The sequence below is a fragment of the Methylobacterium sp. Leaf456 genome, from assembly GCF_001425465.1.
Classification (GTDB): Bacteria; Pseudomonadota; Alphaproteobacteria; order Rhizobiales; family Beijerinckiaceae; genus Methylobacterium.
In genome coordinates, this window is sequence record NZ_LMQV01000015.1 from 26,495 (window position 1) to 44,191 (window position 17,697).

The window sequence follows — 17,697 nt, forward strand, 5'->3', positions numbered from 1 at the left end:
CCGCGCGTGCACGTTAATCCGTGACCGGCATTGCCGGGGCAATGCCGACCGCCTTGGCGATGGCTTCGATCTGCGTCGATTGCGCGGCCAGGACGCCTTCGAGACGCTCCATCCGGATTCGGTCGAGCTTGTCGTGCAGGGCCATGATCTCGACCTCCGCCTTCAGGTTGATCTCGTAGTCCAGGCCGGCGGCCACCCGGTCCCGCGCAGCCTGCCGGTTCTGCGACATGAGGATCACCGGGGCCTGGAGTGCAGCGACCATCGACAGGATCAGGTTCAGGAAGATGTAGGGATAGGGGTCGAAGCCGGTCGCGTGGCCGAGGACGACGGTGTTCACCACGACCCAGGCGACCAGCATCCCCGTGAACACGAGGATGAAGCCCCACGAGCCGCCGAAATGGGCGACGCGGTCCGCGAGACGCTCGCCGAACGTTTGGTGCTCGACGAGGACGCTGTTCACGTCCCGGGACACGTGACGCCGTTTCGCGATGTGGAGGATCACCCGCCGCTCGCGTTCGGAAAGTCCCTCAAGACCCGCTTCCATCAACTGACGGGCGAGCTGAGTGACCGCGACGTCGGCGGGCGGCCTTCCGGCATCTTGAGCCTTGGCACGCGCGACTATGGGGGGCGCGCTGCCCGGCATGACGTGCTCGCCCATCAGTGGCTCAGGAGGCTGCAGGTCGGGGCGTGCCGCAGGATATCTTGAGTGACGCCACCGAGGACCATCTCGCGCAAGCGGCCATGGCCATAGGCGCCCATGACGATCAGGTCGTATGCTTGCTCCGATGCCAGGTACAGCAGGGTATCCGCGTCGCCCGTGCCCTCCGAGGGATGTTCGGACGATGTCGCTTCGATGCCGTGCGTCGAGAGGTAGGCGGCCACGTCAGCGGCGCCGGAAGTCTGGTCGCCGCCCGTGACCGAGACGACGTCGACGCGCCTCGCCAACCGCAGGATCGGCAGGGCGTCCGAGACCGCGCGGCGCGCTTCCCTCGTGTCCTTCCAAGCCACCATCACGCGTCGGACTTCGAGGTAGTCGATGCCGGACGGCACGACGAGCACCGGGCGTCCCGCGGCGAGGACGACGGATGCAGGATCGAGCGGTTTGATGCATCCGGTCGCCTCGCTCGCGTTCCTCTGACCGACCACGATCAGGTCGGCCGCCCGCGCCTGGCTTGCCAGGTAGGCGAGCCCGGGTTCGACGGCGGAGCGCCAAGAGACCCGGCTGCGGCTCCCGGCCGCCGCCCGGAACAGGTCCTGTGCTCGGGCGAGCCCAACGAGGACGGTCTGTTCGGTCAGGCCCGGAAGGAACGCGGCGGCGCCCATCGGTCCGACCTGCGCCGTGACATGGTCCGGCATCTGCGCGGCGATGCCTATCGTCCGGGCATCAAAGGCGTCCGCGAGATGGGCCGCGATGGATGTCCGGGCGCCTGCGTCGCCGGCGAGGTCGACGGACACCATGATGCTGGCGACTGTCATGGATGGCGTGCCTCGATTGGATACGGGACGCTCGGGATGCCCGTTCGGGCCGAAGACGTCTTTGAGCCAGCGCAAACGCGGTGTCCCCGATCCGCTCCCCCGCGAAACGGGTCCTGCCCGGCATGGATCACAGCTTCCAGGACGATGCCGGGATACGGGAGGCAACGTCCGCGTGCTTCTCCCCCGCGTTGCGGATGCCCGCTGCGTCGGAGGATAGGTTTGTGCTGGATCAACGATTACCGCTCGATGCCCGGGCATGGTCTCCCTTTCGTTGCCGGAACCCTCCCGTGTCGTATCCCAGCATCATCGTCGCCGTTGACCCCGGGGAGCAGGCGGCGCCACGCGTGACGCTTGCGGCGCATCTCGCGCGAAGGCTCGATGCTCGTCTCATTGGCGTCGCGGCCTGGGGGCCGGACTACCCGCGGGGTTTCGGCGAGACCTCGGTGCCGACCGGATACGGGGTCGAAGAGATCCGCCAAAAGGCCCTCGATGAGCTGAAGGCGGCGGAGGAAGCCTTCCGCCTTGCGTCCGAACCGGCCGAGCGGACCGAGTGGCGTTCCGAACTCATGGAAAGCGTCGCGTTCCTTGCAGAGCAATCGCGGGCGGCCGACCTCGTCGTGGTCGGGCGTCAGGGGACGAACGACCGACCCCACTTGGTGGCCGCCGTGGGCCCTGGCGACGCGCTGATGGCCGTGGGCAGGCCCGTGCTCGTGGTTCCGCGCGGCGTGGAACGGCTGTCGGCGTCCCGCGTGGTCGTGGCCTGGAAGAACACCTTCCAGAGCCGCCGCGCGATCTCGGACGCGATGCCGTTGCTGAAGCTCGCCGAGGCGGTCCAGGTCATGCAGGTCACCGATGACGGCGACCGAGTCGAGTTGGACGACGTCGTGGCCTTTCTCGGCCTGCACGGTGTGAAAGCCGCGGGAATCCTCAAGGCATCGAACGGGGGCGGCACGGCCGAAACCCTCCTCGATGCCGCCGAGGGCTTCGGGGCTGACCTGATCGTCAGCGGGGCCTTCGGGTACAGCCGCCTTCGGGAATGGTTTTTCGGCGGGGTCACGCGCAACCTCCTCGATCACAGCCCGGTCTGTTGCCTGATGTCCCATTGACCCGAGTGAGGCCCAGGGATGGCGGGGGAGCTTGGAATGGCCTGGATGAGCTGGTTGCGCGACCGTTTCATCATTATGAAGTCGAGCCGTCGGTCGAGGACTCCTGTCCGCGGCTCGGGATCGGAGCCGACCGTGACGCCACCAACCGCGGTGAAGCGTCCATGACCATCGAGGATCAGGCCGAGACCGTCGCTTTCCTCAAAGGCGAGGCCGCCCTCCTGGGGCTTCCGGTCGACACCATCACGACGCACATCTCGACCGTCCTCATGGCCGGCGACCGTGCGTTCAAGCTCAAGCGCCCCGTTCGCTTTCCCTACCTTGATTTCTCGACAGCCGCGCGCCGGTTGGCCTTCTGCGAGGCCGAACTCGTCCTGAACCGCCGCACGGCGCCCACACTCTACCTCGGGGTCCGCCGGATCACCCGGGAGGCAGACGGGCGGCTGGCCTTCGACGGCACCGGTCTCCTCGTCGACGCGGTCGTGGAAATGCGCCGTTTCGCGCAGCACGACATTCTCGACGACATGGCGCAGCGCGATGCGCTCACCCCGGCACTGATCACCGACCTCGCGCACCGCATCGCGCAGTTCCATCACGGTGCGGCGGTCAGCCTCGATCACGGCGGGGCAACCGGAATCGCCGCGGTCCTCGACATGAACGACCGCTCGCTGCGCGCGGTGGCGCTCGTCCCGGAGGAGGCGGCGGACGCCCTTCGCGCCGCCTTCCGAAGCGCCTTCGAACGGCATGCTCCCATGCTGGAGAAGCGGCGTCTGACCGGTAAGGTGCGCCGCTGTCACGGCGACCTCATCCTGCGAAACATCTGCCTCGTCGACGACGTGCCGACTCTGTTCGACTGCATCGAGTTCGACGACGACATCGCGACCATCGATGTCCTCTACGACCTCGCCTTCCTGCTGATGGATCTCTGGCACCGCGACCAGGGCGACCTCGCCAATCTCCTGTTCAATCGCTACCTCGACGAAACGGACGAGGCCGCCGGCATCGGAGCTTTGCCCTTCATCATGGCAATCCGCGCCGCCATCCGTGCCCATGTCACGGCGGCCCAGGCGGCCGGTCAGCCTCCGGGCAAAGCCGCAAGAACGCTAATCGAGGCGCGGGCGTATCACGACCTTGCGCTGTCGCTGATGGCGCCTTCGAACGCGACGTTGCTTGCTGTCGGGGGCCTCAGCGGATCCGGCAAGTCGACCGTGGCGGCCCGCGTGGCTTCCCATCTCGGTCCGCCGCCCGGCGCCCGTATCCTCAACAGCGACCGTATCCGCAAGCTTGCTTTCGGCGTTTCAGCCGAGACGCGCTTACCCCCGTCCGCCTATCTGCCGGAGGTGTCCGCAACGGTCTACGCCTCCCTCCGGGACGAGGCGTGCCAAGCCTTGTCCTCCGGGTGTGCGGTCGTCGCCGATGCTGTGTTCGACCGGCCTTCCGAGCGCGCGTCCATAGAGGCGACAGCCGCGAAATCCGGTGTCGCGTTCCAGGGCGTCTGGCTTAAGGCGCCCACCACCGGGCTGCTGGCATCGCGGATCGCCGACCGGCGGAACGACCCATCGGACGCGACCGCCGAGGTGCTCATGGATCAGGTCCGGCGCGATTGCGGGGACATCGATTGGCAGCATCTCGCCGCGGAGGCCGAGCCGACGACGACCAGGGACGCGATCCTGTCGTCTTCTCCCTCACGCGGCAACGACAGGATCGGAAGCCGGGAGGCTGAACCCGCCTGAGGCGAGGAACCCGGGCAGCCGAAAGCCCTCGGTCGGGTCGCCGTAGCGCAGTGTCGCCCTGTCCGGCGCCGTCATGGTCCCGCCAGCCGCCTGCAGGATTGCATGCCCCGCAGCGATGTCCCATTCCCGGATGCCGCCCAAGCGGGGATAGACGTCCACCATGCCCTCGGCGACGCGGCAGAACTTGAGGGACGACCCCATCGGACGACGCTCGGCCAGCGGCAGGCACGAAAGGTAGGACTCGGTCGCGGGATCCGCGTGCGAGCGGCTGACCAGCGCGACGAGACCCGTGTCGGGTGGCACGCGAACCCTGATGCGTCGAGCGCTGGTCAGGTCGGCGACCTCCGAACCGGGCGGGGCCGCGACCGTGTAACTCGATGTTCCACCGAACCATGCCTGCCCGAGCAGGGGGGCGTAGATGGCACCGGCGATGGGCCTGCCATCCTCGATCATGGCGACGTTGACCGTGAACTCGTTGCGCTGCGCGATGAACTCACGGGTCCCGTCCAGGGGGTCGACGAGGAGGAAGCGCGGACCAAGTTCGGATCTGTGCCCGGCCGCGACGCTTTCTTCCGCGACGACCGGGATTCCCGGGAACGCCGCGGAGAGCCTTTCCAGGATCAGGCGTTCGGCCGCGAGATCGGCCTCGGTGACAGGGGACCCGTCCACCTTCCACCGCGTCGCGCAACCGCGGGAATAAACGGAAGCCACGGGTCCGCCCGCGGCAATCGCGATACGGACCAGTGATCGGGCCAGCGTGTCGGGCGGCATCGGACCCATCCCCTCGGATACCCGCATCAGCAACGGCAATCGTATCGGGACCCGTTCTTCACGAGGTGCCCATTGGGGCGCACTGGCTCTCGGGCGCTTCGGCGTTCGTGGAATGGCCGCAATCGAGATGGCTCTTGATCACGGTCGGTTTGCCTCTCGTCTTCGGAAAACCAGGGCTGGGCATGAAGTGCTGGGACCGAACGTCGCTTCGTACACGACCGCCGTAGTGCCGGGTGACGCCCAGGCGACGCGCAACGGCTCGCGGTGCTCTCGCATGGAGCTTACGGTGCCGCCGGGAAAGACGGTTTCTGCGGATTTAATCATCGTTCACACCCAGGTCGGGAATTCGTCGCAAACGTTCCCATGGCAGCGGTTGTACGATGATGTCTTGTCGGTCCTCCATCCATCATTGGTGCGGCTACCGGCCACCGAAGTTCGGGGATGCATTCAGCGTTTGAGACGTGTGCGAGGGTCTCGCATCGGCAAGTCTGACCGCACGCCTGGCAGGGGCGGCAGCGGCCCGTCCGGCGAGATGCGGTGAACGCCGTCACGAGACAGGTCTGTGACCTTCCGCGGGCACGCCCGGGGGAGGAGGACATTGACCAGGAGCGAGCCCCGACGCCGATTGTCGTCAGATCCTGATCTGCGACCCGATCTCCACGGCGCGGTCGACGGGGATGCGGAAGTAGCGCGAGGCGTCCGTGGCCGCCTGGGCCATCGCGATGTAGATCCGGTCCTGCCACACCGGCATCCCGGTCTCGGCGGACGCCACGAGGACGCGCCGGGTCAGGAAGTAGGACAGCCCACCCGAGTCCAGGCCCGCGGCCGCCAAGGCCGCCGGAAGGTCGGGCAGTTCCATGAAGCCGAAACGGACGGTGGCACGGCTCAACGCCTCCGACAGACGCTCGACCCGGACGCGTTCCCCGCCGACGATGCGCGGGACGTCCTCCGTCACGACCGTCACGATCAGGCTGTGCGCGTGAAGCACACGGTTGTGCTTGACGTTGTGCAGCAAGGCGCCGGGCGTATCGCCGAGCGTACCGGTCATGAAGACGGCGGTCCCCGGCACGCGCTGCATCGACCCGTTCGTGGGCGTCCCGAGGAAGTCGGTCAGCGGGAGTCGGTCGCGGTGGATCTCCCTGGTGATGAACAGGGAGCCGGTGCGCCACGTCCACATCATCGTCATGAGCACGGCGCCCACCAGCAGGGGAAGCCAGCCCCCGTCGAGGAGCTTGAGGGCGTTGCCCGTCAGGAAGACGCCCTCGATGAGCATGAACGGCGCGAGTAGAACGGCCGCGAGCACGGGCGACCACCGCCACGCCTTCCAGGCCACGACGAACACCAGCGCCGTGGTGATGACCATATTGCCGGTGACCGCGATCCCGTAGGCCGCGGCCAGCGCCGTCGAGGACTTGAACAGCACCACAAGGAATACGACCGCCACGAGCAGCCACCAATTGACCTGCGGGATGTAGATCTGGCCCCGCTCGGTCTCGGAGGTCCGCAGGACCCTCATGCGCGGCAGCAGCCCCAGCTGCATCGCCTGCTGGGTGATCGAGAACGCCCCCGTGATGACCGCCTGGCTCGCGATGACGGTCGCCATCGTGGCTAGCAGCAGCATCGGGATCAGCGCCCACGAAGGGTAGAGCAGGAAGAAGGGGTTCTCCATGTTCTCCGGATGGGCGAGCAGCATGGCGCCCTGCCCGAGGTAGTTCAGGGCGAGGGCCGGGAAGACGAGGCCGAACCATGCCGTGCGGATCGGGCCCCCGCCGAAATGGCCCATGTCCGCGTAGAGCGCCTCGGCGCCGGTGACGGCGAGGAATACGGCGCCCAGGACGAGGAGGCTCGCGCTGCCATGGCCCAGCAGAAAGCCGATGCCGTACGCCGGGTTGAAGGCGTGCAGGATGCCCGGGTCGTCGGCGAGATGGATCAACCCGCCGACGGCCATGGCCAGGAACCAGAGGGCCGTGATCGGTCCGAAGAAGGCCGCTACCCGGGCGGTGCCATGGCTCTGCACGACGAAGACGCCGACAAGGATGGCCACGCTCAGGGGCAGCACGAACGGCTCGAAGGCAGGCGTGACCAGCTTCAACCCCTCCACCGCCGAGAGGACCGAGATGGCGGGGGTGATGATGGCGTCGCCGTAGAACAGGGCTGCCCCGACCATGCCGATGAGGATGACGGCTCCGCCCTGGTGGCCCAGGGCGCGTTGCGCCAGGGCGACGAGGGAGAGCGTGCCGCCCTCGCCGTCGTTGTCCGCCCGCAGGACGATCAGCACGTACTTGACCGTGACGATGAGGATGAGCGCCCACAGGATGAGGGAGGTGACCCCGAAGATCATCTCGCGGGTCAGCGCATGGTGTCCGGCTCCCCCCGTGGCCGCGTGGAGCGATTCCTTCAATGCGTAGAGCGGGCTGGTGCCGATGTCGCCGTAGACGACCCCGACGGAGCCGAGGGTGAGGGTCCAGAAGCCGGTCCGCGGCGCATGGCCGAGCGCGGGTGTCCCCGGCGTCGGGAGGGGGGTCGATACGCTCGCTGTCACGGGTTCCGTTCCGATTGTTGGACCGCCGGACACTCCGCGGACCGGGTTACAACGGCCAAGGCTCGCGGTTCGTTCGTGGTGAACCGATGTACGTCGCCTCCGAACCTCCCGTCGAAGGCAAGACGTATGGACGAACTCCGGCAATTGGCTTGATCCAGCGCAAGGACACTGCAGGCCCGGCATTTAGGGTGAGCCGCATGCTGCACGGTCGACGCCCCGCGTCCGGCCATGGCGAAAAGGAACCCTAGATGCCCTGCCCCCGAGCCGTCGAGGCCCTAACCAAGCAGCATGACCGCCTCGGCGAATTACTTCGCCTGATCGACAATGGGCGGTGGTGGACCGGCAACGACGCCTGCCGGATGGACGAGGCGGAGGTCGGCCTGCAGGCCGACAGGATCGGCGCCGCCCTGGACGTGGTCGGCAGGCTCGCCGCTGAGATGGCCGCCGAGAACGGCACCGGCACCGGGTCGCAACTTGCCTCCAAGGCGAGGGACGCTGTGGTGGTCCCGAACCGCCACGCCCCGGAAAGCGTCGCGATCCTGGTCGACGTGGGTCCGTTCTCCCCGGGGCGGGTCGGCCCCCTCCACGAGGAGGTTTATGAATCGGGGGGCTACGAGCAGCCGGTACTGGGATGGTTCGACGGCAGCCCGAAGATGGCTTGACCGGGTCGGCATCCTCCGGTGGCGTGCCTTCTTTCAGGACACCGGCAGCCCGCTTGATGCGCCGCCGGTGTGAGATGGACGGAGTTGCGGTTCAGCGACCGACCGGCCTCGGTCCGATCCTCACCGTCCCGTTCGAGTGGGGCGGCAGCGCGTCCGCCTGGAGGCCCGCCGAGACCGGCTTCCGTGCCTCGTCGGCGGTCCATGTCAGCCTGACCGCGATCTCGTGGCCGGCTTTTCCGAAGACGTGCGCCACGTCCTCGACGGTCCAGCGGCAGGCGTCGGCCTCGAACGCGAGCACGACGCATTCCCCGATGCGGGGCACGGGTTCGCCCGGCGCGAAGGGGATGCTCCGCCGGCGGGTCTCGTCGATCCAACCGAGCCTGCCAGGGGCGAGGAACACCACGTCCAGGGTTGCCATGCCATCCGTCCTCAGTGTTCGGCGACGAGGTACGGGGGCAGCGGATCGACCGTCGCCAAGCCGGCCAGGCCAGCGGCAGCCAATGCACAGGCGAGGTCCTGTTCGCGTGATGCATCGCCGTACACGCCGATGGCGCCGATCAGCGAGCCGCCCCGTCGCAACGGGATGCCGCCGCGCTCGTGCAGGGCGGCGGTCCCCTCTCCCTCGACGACGGAGCAATAGAGGTCGTCCCCGGGAGGGGGCATGAACTCGCTCCGCTGGCCCGAGACCGCGGAGGCCACGGCCTTCCCGATGGCCCCGCGCGCGGTCATGCCCCCTGCGCCGTCCATCTTGGAGAAGGCGACGAGTCGACCCTCGGGTCCGCAGACCGCGACGCTGACGGAGACCCCAAGACGCGATGCCTCCCCGATGGCATGCCCGACCACCGCGGTCGCCTCGGCCAGCGTCATGTCCCCCTCGAATGGCGTAGGAACGGGCGCGGTCACTGCGAGCCGTCCCGGGTCAGCATCTCGAGGCCGAGCGCGAGCAACTGCCCGTCCGTCGCCGCGGAGAGGTCGATGTTGGCCGTCGCCACGACGCGTCCCCGGGTTTCGTGGTGGTGCTCGCGGAGGCGTCGTGAAAGGACGGACATCGCGCTGCTCTTGCCGGTTCCGTGGCCGACGATGGCGATGCGCGGCGCATCCCTCACCGAGGCAATGATGCCGTCGTAGTAGGCCATGTCCTCAGGGGCACGCTGGCCGCGGAAGTTCCCACCCTCCTTGTGGGCGAGGTGGTGGATGTGGCCGTGGGGATCGTACGGCCGGAGCGTAATCTCCGTCGCCTCACCGACCGTCTCCGGATCGAAGCGATAGATCCGCGCCTCGTGATGGTCGACGACGATCAGGGCGTCGCTCTCGGTTGCGGCCGGGGTCGGCCTCATCAACTCGGTGGAATGGGCGGATAGTCCGGCGCCCTCCATGAGATGACGCAGCCGTTCGACCTCGCGGGGATCCATGTCCTTGTGCGGCGGCTGGGGGAAGGTCCAAACCCGACCGCCCAGGCTCAGACTCCAATTGCCGTTCGGCTTCTCCTCGGCGATCCCGATCCGCTCGACGAAGGCCACGACCTCCCGCCATTCCAGGTTCTCGCTGGTCGGATGGTTGAAGATCAACGCCAGGGTGGTCCGGTCCTGGCCGTGTATCCGGGTCTGCATCATCGGGAGGGCGCTCCTGAGTGAGGTCGCATCGGGCGACGCGGAATGGCCGCCCGATGCATCGCGGTGCGAGGCGGGTTCAGACGACGCGGATGTCGTTCTCGACGGTGGTGGCGCCGGGAGCGCCCCAGGCCGTCCAGCCGGCCGTCTGGCGGTCGTACCAATTGTGGACGGTGCCGGTCAGGTGGACGACGCCGCCGTTGGTGCTGACGTTGATAGTCTTCGGATCGTACCAGCTGCGATGGAGCGCCTCGGTGATGTCGGCGCCGATGGTGGCCGCGTTCGGTCGCGGCTTGATGGTGACGTGGTTCATGATGCCGACGACGCCCAGCATCCCGCGGATGTCGTGCTCCGCGGCCGCCTTCTGGTACTGCCACTCGACTTCGCCGGTCAGGGTGACCCAACCCTTCTCGACCTTCACCTTCACCGCCCCGTCCGGAACGGAGACGTTCCAGTCCAGGCGCTGGACCACGGCGATGGCGATCTCGTCGTCGTTCTTCCGGGCGTGCAGGGGAAGGCGGACCTCGATCTCCTCGGCGACGGCGCGTACGCCCTTGACCCGGCCGGCGGCCTTCTCGGCGGCGTGCTTCTCCATGTAGTTCTGCACGTGCCCGGTCAGGGTCACGACGCCATCCTTGGCGGTCACGCCGATGTGGGCGGCGGTGACGCTCGGCTCCCAGCCGAGCTCGGCGAGGACGTTGGTCTGCAAGGTTTTGTCCATGGTCATGATGTGCTTCGGGGTCGGGGACTGAAGGGGGTGCCGCATGCGCCTAGCGATGGCGGCGGTCGTGGTGACGGTGACGGTAGGCGCGATGGTGGTAGTGGCGGCGCGAGCGCATGCCGCTTCGGTAGCCGCGACGGCCCGGGTCGATGCCGAGCGCACCGTTGACGGTGCCGACGGCCCCGCCGACCGCACCACCGACGATGCCCCCGATAGGGCCGCCGACGCGGTCGCCCTCGGCCGCGCCGCGGCGCATGCCGCCCGGCAAGCCCTGGGCATCGGCGGACATGGGCATGGCGAGGGCGGAGAGCGCGAGGCCCGCCGCGAGGGCGAAGTGCTTCAGATTCGGTTTTTTGGACTGCCTTTTCTCGTGGGTCGATTGGGTTCGTGGGCGCTCAGTGCGCCAGGAACAGAGGGATCGGGCACGCCGCCATCATGGACTGGGTCAGCCCGCCGAAGATCCACTGCCGGATGGGGCCGTGCCGGTAGGCGCCCATGACGATCATGTCCGCGCGGTAGCGGCTGGCCGCGTCACGGAGGGTCTCTGCGATGTCGCCATCCAATCGCATCGCCAGGTCGTCCACGGTGACGGCGATGCCGTGACGGGCGAGGTGCGGCGCGAGCTCGGCCCCTGCGACCGATCTCGAAAGGTCCTCGCCCCGGATGACCGAAACGATCTCAACGGCCTCGGCAGCCTTCAGGAACGGGAGCGCGTCGTTGACGGCCCGGGCCGCGTTGGCGCTGCCGTCCCAGGCGATGACGATGCGCCGGCCCGCGAAGGCGTTGTGGCCCGCGGGCACGACGATGACCGGACGACCGCTGTTGAATAGGGACGCCTCGATCAACTCGCGGTCGAGGTCGATGGTGCGCTCCTCGGCATCCAGGATGATCAGGTCATGAAGGCGCGCCTTGGCCGCGAATGTCGCGAGGATGTCCGGATGGGTCAGCTGCGGGCTGTCCACGGTGCACGCGACGCCGGCGCTGGCGGCGTCGCCACGGACCTTCTCGGCCACCGCCTGGCTCAGGCCGGCGGTCCGCCCGTTCTCCTCGGAGATGAGGCCCCGTCCGAAGCCGCCCGCCAGCGCGCTGTTCATGACGATGCGACGCGAGGCGGCCTGCACGGTGAGATGCGCCCCGGCGGCGACGGACAGCGACAGGCCGTAGCCGATGGCGTCGCTGGTCTCGTCCCGTTGACCTTCCTCGGTCAGGCCGACGATGACGTTCTTGATGTTCTGGAGTGCCGGCATGGGAGGCGTCCTCGTTTCCGATGGTCGGACCCTAGTCCCGGCCCGGGCTCAGTCCTTGATCCAGCGCAAAGCCGGACCCGAGGGCCGGGGGCATTGTGCCACTCGAACGGGGCCCTTCCGCAGTGGGGCCTGTCGATGCCTCGCCTGCGAAGGGACAAACCCAAATGTCACGATTGATGGGTAGTGTCTCAGTTTGAAATTTGATCCCGGCGCGGCCCGCTCGGTGTTCCCGTCCCGTACCCTCGCGATCCGTCTCTCGCTGGCGTATGCTTGGCGCCAAGCAGGAGGGTGGAGCGATGCGCTGGGAGGCCCATCTATACGGGCGTGCCTGCAACGGTCCCATTCTAAGCTTTGACGCCTACAGCCGTTGGGAGGCGATCCGCCGAGCTAACGATGAGCAGATCGCGCGGCGTATCATTGTTTGCCAACTCGTGTTGGGCGATAGGGCTCACGGGATGAGGCTGGAAACGGTGCTGCTGGCGCCGATCCAAGGCCGCTATGACAATTGGGAATGAGTATGCCCACCGGACCTAAAGGCCAGAAGCGCCCCGCCGACGCCATCGGCAACGCCGTGAAGGTGATGCGGATTGCGACGGAGGAAGAGCCGGAGGATTACGGACCGGCCAAGCCCGATAAGGACGAGGCTGCTGTCCTTCGGGGCCAACTCGGAGGAGCGAAGGGCGGAGCATCGCGAGCGGCTTCTTTAAGCGCAGAACAACGCTCCGCCATTGCTAGAAAAGCAGCGGCGAAGCGTTGGGGTTCAAAGTCTAACGTCGAACAGTGACAGGAACTTCGATATTTGGCTGCATAATTTCAAGTTGATTTGGGTAAGCCGCTAAAATTCTATTATATAAATTCGGCTCGGTTGATGATGAAAGGGAGATGATGAGTGCGTAAGCAATGTCGGTGCGCCTCGCGGCTGGCCCACCATGCACGCGGGCGTGGTGCTCTACGTCAAATACAGGTTGATTAAGGACCCCAGGATCAAAAGATTTCTCGGCACGCAGAATGGTTTCCCACTTATGTTCATCTCTTCGCTTCTCGTATTCATCGCTATGAAATACATCGTTCTTGAAAAAAGGCTTGGCCTCGTGAGCGGAGCGAGGCTTTCCAGCTTTATTATTACCAGGATGACCGGCAGTTGATGGGCGAAAAACAATCCCAAGTCCGGCCCTTGTATAGTTTAGTGAGTCTTCGCTATCGATTGGAGAAAAGAAACAAAAAGTCGCTTTGATATGAATTTTGGACCGTAGAGGGTCTGTCGGCACCGGAACGGGAAAGCGGATGTATTGACTGGGCTCCAACAATCCTTGGAAGACAATTGTAACCTCGCCATTTGGGCAGACAACTAGTCTATCGAGAGTGGAGGGCAGCCGCCCCCAACCGACTTCGCGTTGTTGATGCCTAGATTTGGCAGCATGATGCACCATCAGAGCTTTGATAGCAGGGCCAGAGAATTGCTCGCCAAAATAGGACCGCATACCAACCGCAGGTCGCGCAGCGTTGGGAGCGGCGTAGCTTGTACCCATCTTACCAGCCGTATAACCGCTGCGTTTGGCATCTAAGATCCAAAACGGTTCTTCCTCAGAGCCGCCGAAGGAGATTACATCAGGCTTCACAAAGCCCGGAGTTCGTCCAGGCCCTATAGAGCTGTATGGCGCCCTCAGCCATTTCGGGCCCTCAGAATTAGCGGAGCCAACACCAACAGCGTTTACAGCGTCCGCGCAGGGTTGTATGCGGGCCTTACCGCATTCCCAATCATCCTCTCCTGTGTTTCCACAGGCGGTTACTAATAAGGTCTTACGAGATGATAAGTACGTATCAATAGAAGATGTCCAGATGTGCACCGGATCATCGTCAATAGGCAGAGCGGGACCGATTGATAAACATACATAATCGTATTCCCGTTGTCTAAGAACATTCATTATGCGCCTTAAAACAGCGAATAGCTCAAAGTCATCGCCGCGCGTATTGCTATCAAGAACGCGCCAGTGGTCTACTTTTGAATAGGGAAGCGGAGCTTCTTTACCGCGTTCCAAGGGCCCAAAGAGTAGCGCCGACGTGACCCCTAACCCGTGCGCTTGGTATGCGCGAACTGCCGGCCCCACACCATCGGCGTCACGCGAGTTGACGAACGAGCCAATCGGATGCTCGTCGGGCATCCCGCCATCAAATATCGCAGTTTTGACTTCTGAATTTACCGGATTGCCTCTTGGAATTTTTGCTTGAAAGCTACCTGGCAGACTCGCGGTTCTAATAACCGTTTCATTGAGAGAAAGTTTAGGCATTTGACGGACGAGCCGAATGAATGAGAATTCAGTCAGTTCATGCAGCAGATCGCGAGGAGCGCGCATCGGTATAAAACACAGGCCGCCCGCATGCAGCCTTTGATCCAAATCAACTTTAATTCCGATCTTTTTTGCAAATTTACGAAATCCATCTATTATATAGTCGTCTCCATTGGCCTCACTTGCATGAAGAACAACTTCGAGCGGAACAATCTCATTTTCAGTTTCGATCTCTTTCAACCGACTATCATTGAGGTTGGAAATTGCTTCGATTTTGCGAAAGTCATCTTGAACAGACGCAGCCGGATACCATCGCGCCATGTCATCAACGAAGTTCGAGAGGTCTTCTCTCTGTCCGCTGACGAACAACTCAGGTGCTATGAACGCTTTCAGCCCTGCTTTGGGCTTTTTATTGCTTTTTTCAACAACAACTGGCTTGGCGCGACTACCAACCGCGCGCAAGTTAAGGTCTCGGAGCAAATCTGTGGGGTAGTAGGAACGTGCTAAGAAAGACGGATGTAGCGTAATCGAAATTACTGTCCGGTCGCTTGGACAAGCCAGATCAGGCAATGCTTCGATACTTTCGATAGTTTCAGTTAGATCATCACTTAGACGTGCCTTAGCCTCGTCAAAAGTATAGGGATAGAATTTGTCTCCACCTCCCTTTTTGAGACTGATTGGGCGCGCTAGGCGTTGCCCGAAACCAATTAGATAATTTCTTTCGGCCATGATTGGTTCTCCAGTACTATTTGGTTTCCGGCTCTAGTTTGCGTAGCGTGTCCCTAGCTATTCCAAGCATTGAGGAGATTTTACGGTCTGACATTCCTTCTTTCTTGAGCTTTATCGCCATTGCTTTTCTTTGTTGTAAACCAAGGTCAGCATATTCAGAGCTTAAAATTGACTGAACCGCATCTTCTATCGAGATGTCACTGATAAGAGACTTGCGCAAGACTCTGTGAGCAAATCGCTGTATATCGCTAAATGACTTTCCTTGACTTATTGACACAATGTGCGATTTCCACTTTCCCAATTCCTTTGACTGTTCGCCAAAATAGAGGTCGATTATACTTCCAAGTTCTGCGTTTGACGGGAGAGGAAACTCCAAAACTTGGTCGAATCTGCGCCACACAGCTCTGTCCAGGAGCTCCCCGTGATTTGTGGCTGCAACGAGAATGCTGCTTGATGGCCAAAGATCAATTTCCTGTAGAAGGACAGTCACGAGGCGCTTTAATTCGCCAAGTTCTGTGTTGTCGCCTCTCTGCTTTGCTATTGCATCAAACTCATCTAGAAGAAGAACACATTCGACGCTTTTAGCGTAGTCAAGAACGTACTTCAAATTTATGCCCGTTCGACCAAGCAAGCTGCTGATGACCGTTGATAGGTCTAACGTCAGAAGCGGGAGATCAAGCGTGTGGGCAAGCCATTTTGCTGATAGTGTTTTCCCAACTCCTGGGCGCCCTGTAAAAAGAAGCGTCCTGCTCGGGCTGAGGTTATTTTTTTCAAGCAATGCTTTGTTGTTATGTTCTCCGACCACTAACTTTAATGGTTCATATACCTTGCTTGCCAAAATTGGTGCGTACTCTAGGACGACAGGATCCTCGTGCCGAACCAATTGCAACCTAGTATCGCGATCAACGGGAGCAAATGACCCTCCCGCCTCCCTCAGTGGCGCATCTTGTGTGGGATTTGCGACTAATAGCTCCCCGAGCTTGTCGGCGAGACGGCTGTCATCATTGCGGGCCTGCCGCATGATACGACGGATGTACGTCTCCAAGTTCTTCCTATCACCAACCAGCCCAAGGCGCGCTAGTTGGATGACATCTTTGGCGTAGACCGCTTTTTCGTCCACCAGGATATGCCCTGCTAAGTGATTGATTTTGCTAGGATCGACTGCCTAGGATGGACGAGTTTAGACGATCTTATAAAAATCGTCCACCCTTCTTGACCGAGTCTCGACTCTCAAGCATAGTTTCACTATGAACAAGCTGCCCCTCGCGAAGCGCGTCCAAATCCTGAGCATGCTCTGCGAGGGCTCCTCCATGCGCTCCATCAGCCGCGTGGTGGACGTGTCGATCAACACCGTGTCGAAGCTGCTGGAAGACGCGGGACGGGCCTGTACGGCCTTCCATGACGACACGGTGCGGGGCGTGCAGGCCAAGCGCGTGCAGGTCGATGAGATTTGGTCGTTCTGCTACGCGAAGCAGGCCAACGTCGCGGACGCGAAGAGGGCACCAGATGGTGCGGGCGACGTGTGGACGTGGACGGCGATTGAAGCCGACACGAAGCTCATCATCTCGTACCTGATCGGCGGGCGGGATGCCGAGTATGCGAACGCGTTCATCGGCGATCTGAAAGACAGGGTCGCCAACCGCATCCAGCTCACGTCGGACGGGCACCGCGCCTACCTCGACGCGGTGGAAGAGGCATTCGGCGCGGATGTTGACTACGCGCAGCTCGTGAAAATCTACGGCGACGTGCCGGAGGCCCATAAAGGCCGCTACAGCCCGTCAGACTGCATCGGCGCGCTCAAGGTGCCGGTCCAGGGCGGCCCCAACCGGAAGCACATCAGCACATCCTACGCCGAGCGCCAAAACCTCACGATGCGAATGCAGATGCGCCGCTTCACCCGGCTCACGAACGCCTTTTCGAAGAAATTCGAGAACCACGCCCATATGGTCGCGCTCTATACCGTCTGGTACAACTTCGTGAAGCTGCACAAGAAGCATCGGATGAGTCCAGCCATGGCGGCGGGCGTGTCAGATCGGCTGTGGAGCATGGAAGACGTTGCCGCGCTCGTTGAGGCAGCGGCGCCCACGCCAAGTAAGCGTGGGCCGTACAAAAAGAGGGCCACTTGAGCGGCCCTCCAATATTGTTAGATAGGTCTCTCGTCCAAATCCCACTCGCCGGGGAAGTGCTCCGCATCTTCGATGACAGTCAGGACGGCCTTAAGCTTCCTGTCGCGCTCCTCCCAAAACGTCTTCTCTAAAGCCAAGCATTGCGATCTATCTAGCAATATAGCGGCGCGCTTGGCCAAATACGGCGATGAAGCGGTCCGGCCGACGTTGGACGGGTCGTTTAATGTTCCGATCCTGTATGTGATCTCTTGCATTGTTTGCCTACCTTGTGTGTTTGTAAGGATGCCCTGTCGGGCACCCTATGAGGTAGGCCTGCTGCGGAATTTTTCAAACTGAGACACCACCGATTGATGACGACGCTTGCGGCGCTCGGGACGGTCCTCGCCGCGACGTGCGCGCAGGCCGCCTCAAACGACGGCCGCCTCGCCCGGTCCAACGGGCCGAACATGCCACTGTCACGCGATGTCGTGCCGAGCGAGATCCGGCCACAGGAGCYGACCGCGACGGGAAGCATGAAGGGGCGTGCCTCGCCCGCCGGACGTTCGCGTTGGCAGGACATCAAGCGCCCGCCGGCCCGTCCCCCGTCCTTGTGAGGGCGGTGGCCATGACGTTCTCGACGGAACTCCTGTACGACGGTGCGGTGCTTGAGCGGCACGCCGGCGAACCCGCCGATTTTCTCGACTCCTCCG

General features: G+C 63.5%; 17 protein-coding genes. 5 read left to right on the forward strand and 12 right to left on the reverse strand.

What is annotated here, in order from left to right; all coding sequences use genetic code 11:
* Positions 1 to 13: 13 nt before the first annotated feature.
* Both ASG52_RS12575 and ASG52_RS12580 read right to left on the reverse strand, forming a co-directional pair.
* Positions 14 to 544 (reverse strand): DUF1003 domain-containing protein, encoded by a 531-nt coding sequence (locus ASG52_RS12575; protein ID WP_056243443.1) that lies wholly within the window; start codon positions 542 to 544, stop codon positions 14 to 16.
* 113 nt (positions 545 to 657) lie between these two features.
* Positions 658 to 1,476, reverse strand: a complete 819-nt coding sequence (locus ASG52_RS12580; protein WP_056243445.1) for a universal stress protein — start codon at positions 1,474 to 1,476, stop codon at positions 658 to 660.
* A gap of 287 nt (positions 1,477 to 1,763) precedes the next feature.
* Between ASG52_RS12580 and ASG52_RS12585 the strand changes: the two genes are divergently transcribed.
* The gene (locus ASG52_RS12585; RefSeq protein ID WP_056243447.1) at positions 1,764 to 2,582 is read left to right on the forward strand and encodes a universal stress protein; all 819 of its coding nucleotides are present in this window, start codon (positions 1,764 to 1,766) and stop codon (positions 2,580 to 2,582) included.
* A gap of 161 nt (positions 2,583 to 2,743) precedes the next feature.
* Positions 2,744 to 4,312, forward strand: coding sequence for a bifunctional aminoglycoside phosphotransferase/ATP-binding protein (locus ASG52_RS12590; RefSeq protein WP_082552522.1), 1,569 nt, complete (start codon positions 2,744 to 2,746; stop codon positions 4,310 to 4,312).
* Here ASG52_RS12590 and cysQ read toward each other — a convergent pair.
* Positions 4,265 to 5,083, reverse strand: a complete 819-nt coding sequence (gene cysQ / locus ASG52_RS12595) for a 3'(2'),5'-bisphosphate nucleotidase CysQ (protein ID WP_082552526.1) — start codon at positions 5,081 to 5,083, stop codon at positions 4,265 to 4,267. The genes ASG52_RS12590 and cysQ overlap by 48 nt on opposite strands.
* A 631-nt stretch (positions 5,084 to 5,714) precedes the next feature.
* On the reverse strand, positions 5,715 to 7,625 hold the full coding sequence (locus ASG52_RS12600) for a potassium transporter Kup (RefSeq protein ID WP_056243450.1): 1,911 nt from the start codon (positions 7,623 to 7,625) through the stop codon (positions 5,715 to 5,717).
* A gap of 248 nt (positions 7,626 to 7,873) precedes the next feature.
* On the opposite strand from ASG52_RS12600, the gene ASG52_RS12605 reads away from it, so the two are divergent.
* On the forward strand, positions 7,874 to 8,287 hold the full coding sequence (locus ASG52_RS12605; RefSeq protein ID WP_056243453.1) for a hypothetical protein: 414 nt from the start codon (positions 7,874 to 7,876) through the stop codon (positions 8,285 to 8,287).
* A gap of 91 nt (positions 8,288 to 8,378) precedes the next feature.
* Here the strand turns inward: ASG52_RS12605 and ASG52_RS12610 are convergent, their stop codons facing one another.
* From ASG52_RS12610 to ASG52_RS12635, 6 genes are all read right to left on the reverse strand, one after another.
* Complete coding sequence (locus tag ASG52_RS12610; RefSeq protein WP_056243456.1) at positions 8,379 to 8,705, reverse strand: hypothetical protein; 327 nt, start codon at positions 8,703 to 8,705, stop codon at positions 8,379 to 8,381.
* Between the two features lie 11 nt (positions 8,706 to 8,716).
* Positions 8,717 to 9,154: a GlcG/HbpS family heme-binding protein gene (locus ASG52_RS12615; protein WP_056243458.1), complete on the reverse strand. Its 438-nt coding sequence runs from the start codon at positions 9,152 to 9,154 to the stop codon at positions 8,717 to 8,719.
* Positions 9,155 to 9,186: 32 nt separating this feature from the next.
* Positions 9,187 to 9,900: a hypothetical protein gene (locus tag ASG52_RS12620; protein WP_056243461.1), complete on the reverse strand. Its 714-nt coding sequence runs from the start codon at positions 9,898 to 9,900 to the stop codon at positions 9,187 to 9,189.
* A gap of 76 nt (positions 9,901 to 9,976) precedes the next feature.
* Entirely contained in the window at positions 9,977 to 10,624 is a 648-nt protein-coding gene (locus ASG52_RS12625) for a BON domain-containing protein (RefSeq protein ID WP_056243463.1), read from the reverse strand.
* Between the two features lie 43 nt (positions 10,625 to 10,667).
* On the reverse strand, positions 10,668 to 10,961 hold the full coding sequence (locus ASG52_RS12630) for a hypothetical protein (RefSeq protein WP_056243465.1): 294 nt from the start codon (positions 10,959 to 10,961) through the stop codon (positions 10,668 to 10,670).
* Between the two features lie 52 nt (positions 10,962 to 11,013).
* Entirely contained in the window at positions 11,014 to 11,865 is an 852-nt protein-coding gene (locus ASG52_RS12635) for a universal stress protein (protein ID WP_056243467.1), read from the reverse strand.
* Between the two features lie 296 nt (positions 11,866 to 12,161).
* Between ASG52_RS12635 and ASG52_RS12640 the strand changes: the two genes are divergently transcribed.
* A complete protein-coding gene (locus tag ASG52_RS12640; RefSeq protein ID WP_156383921.1) occupies positions 12,162 to 12,380 on the forward strand; it encodes a hypothetical protein in 219 nt (72 codons plus the stop codon).
* 252 nt (positions 12,381 to 12,632) lie between these two features.
* Here the strand turns inward: ASG52_RS12640 and ASG52_RS26300 are convergent, their stop codons facing one another.
* Both ASG52_RS26300 and ASG52_RS26305 read right to left on the reverse strand, forming a co-directional pair.
* Positions 12,633 to 14,882: a S8 family peptidase gene (locus ASG52_RS26300; protein ID WP_082552527.1), complete on the reverse strand. Its 2,250-nt coding sequence runs from the start codon at positions 14,880 to 14,882 to the stop codon at positions 12,633 to 12,635.
* 16 nt (positions 14,883 to 14,898) lie between these two features.
* Complete coding sequence (locus ASG52_RS26305) at positions 14,899 to 16,002, reverse strand: AAA family ATPase (protein ID WP_156383922.1); 1,104 nt, start codon at positions 16,000 to 16,002, stop codon at positions 14,899 to 14,901.
* A 127-nt stretch (positions 16,003 to 16,129) separates the two neighbouring features.
* On the opposite strand from ASG52_RS26305, the gene ASG52_RS12650 reads away from it, so the two are divergent.
* Positions 16,130 to 17,008, forward strand: a complete 879-nt coding sequence (locus ASG52_RS12650; RefSeq protein ID WP_056243473.1) for a hypothetical protein — start codon at positions 16,130 to 16,132, stop codon at positions 17,006 to 17,008.
* Positions 17,009 to 17,697 lie beyond the last annotated feature (689 nt).

Coding starts and splice junctions, on each gene's coding strand:
- ASG52_RS12575 (WP_056243443.1), bottom strand. CDS start 544: ATGGAAGCGGGTCTTGAGGGACTTTCCGAACGCGAGCGGCGGGTGATC.
- ASG52_RS12580 (WP_056243445.1), bottom strand. CDS start 1,476: ATGACAGTCGCCAGCATCATGGTGTCCGTCGACCTCGCCGGCGACGCA.
- ASG52_RS12590 (WP_082552522.1), top strand. CDS start 2,744: ATGACCATCGAGGATCAGGCCGAGACCGTCGCTTTCCTCAAAGGCGAG.
- cysQ (WP_082552526.1), bottom strand. CDS start 5,083: ATGCCGCCCGACACGCTGGCCCGATCACTGGTCCGTATCGCGATTGCC.
- ASG52_RS12605 (WP_056243453.1), top strand. CDS start 7,874: ATGCCCTGCCCCCGAGCCGTCGAGGCCCTAACCAAGCAGCATGACCGC.
- ASG52_RS12610 (WP_056243456.1), bottom strand. CDS start 8,705: ATGGCAACCCTGGACGTGGTGTTCCTCGCCCCTGGCAGGCTCGGTTGG.
- ASG52_RS12615 (WP_056243458.1), bottom strand. CDS start 9,154: ATGACGCTGGCCGAGGCGACCGCGGTGGTCGGGCATGCCATCGGGGAG.
- ASG52_RS12620 (WP_056243461.1), bottom strand. CDS start 9,900: ATGATGCAGACCCGGATACACGGCCAGGACCGGACCACCCTGGCGTTG.
- ASG52_RS12625 (WP_056243463.1), bottom strand. CDS start 10,624: ATGACCATGGACAAAACCTTGCAGACCAACGTCCTCGCCGAGCTCGGC.
- ASG52_RS12635 (WP_056243467.1), bottom strand. CDS start 11,865: ATGCCGGCACTCCAGAACATCAAGAACGTCATCGTCGGCCTGACCGAG.
- ASG52_RS12640 (WP_156383921.1), top strand. CDS start 12,162: ATGCGCTGGGAGGCCCATCTATACGGGCGTGCCTGCAACGGTCCCATT.
- ASG52_RS26300 (WP_082552527.1), bottom strand. CDS start 14,882: ATGGCCGAAAGAAATTATCTAATTGGTTTCGGGCAACGCCTAGCGCGC.
- ASG52_RS12650 (WP_056243473.1), top strand. CDS start 16,130: ATGAACAAGCTGCCCCTCGCGAAGCGCGTCCAAATCCTGAGCATGCTC.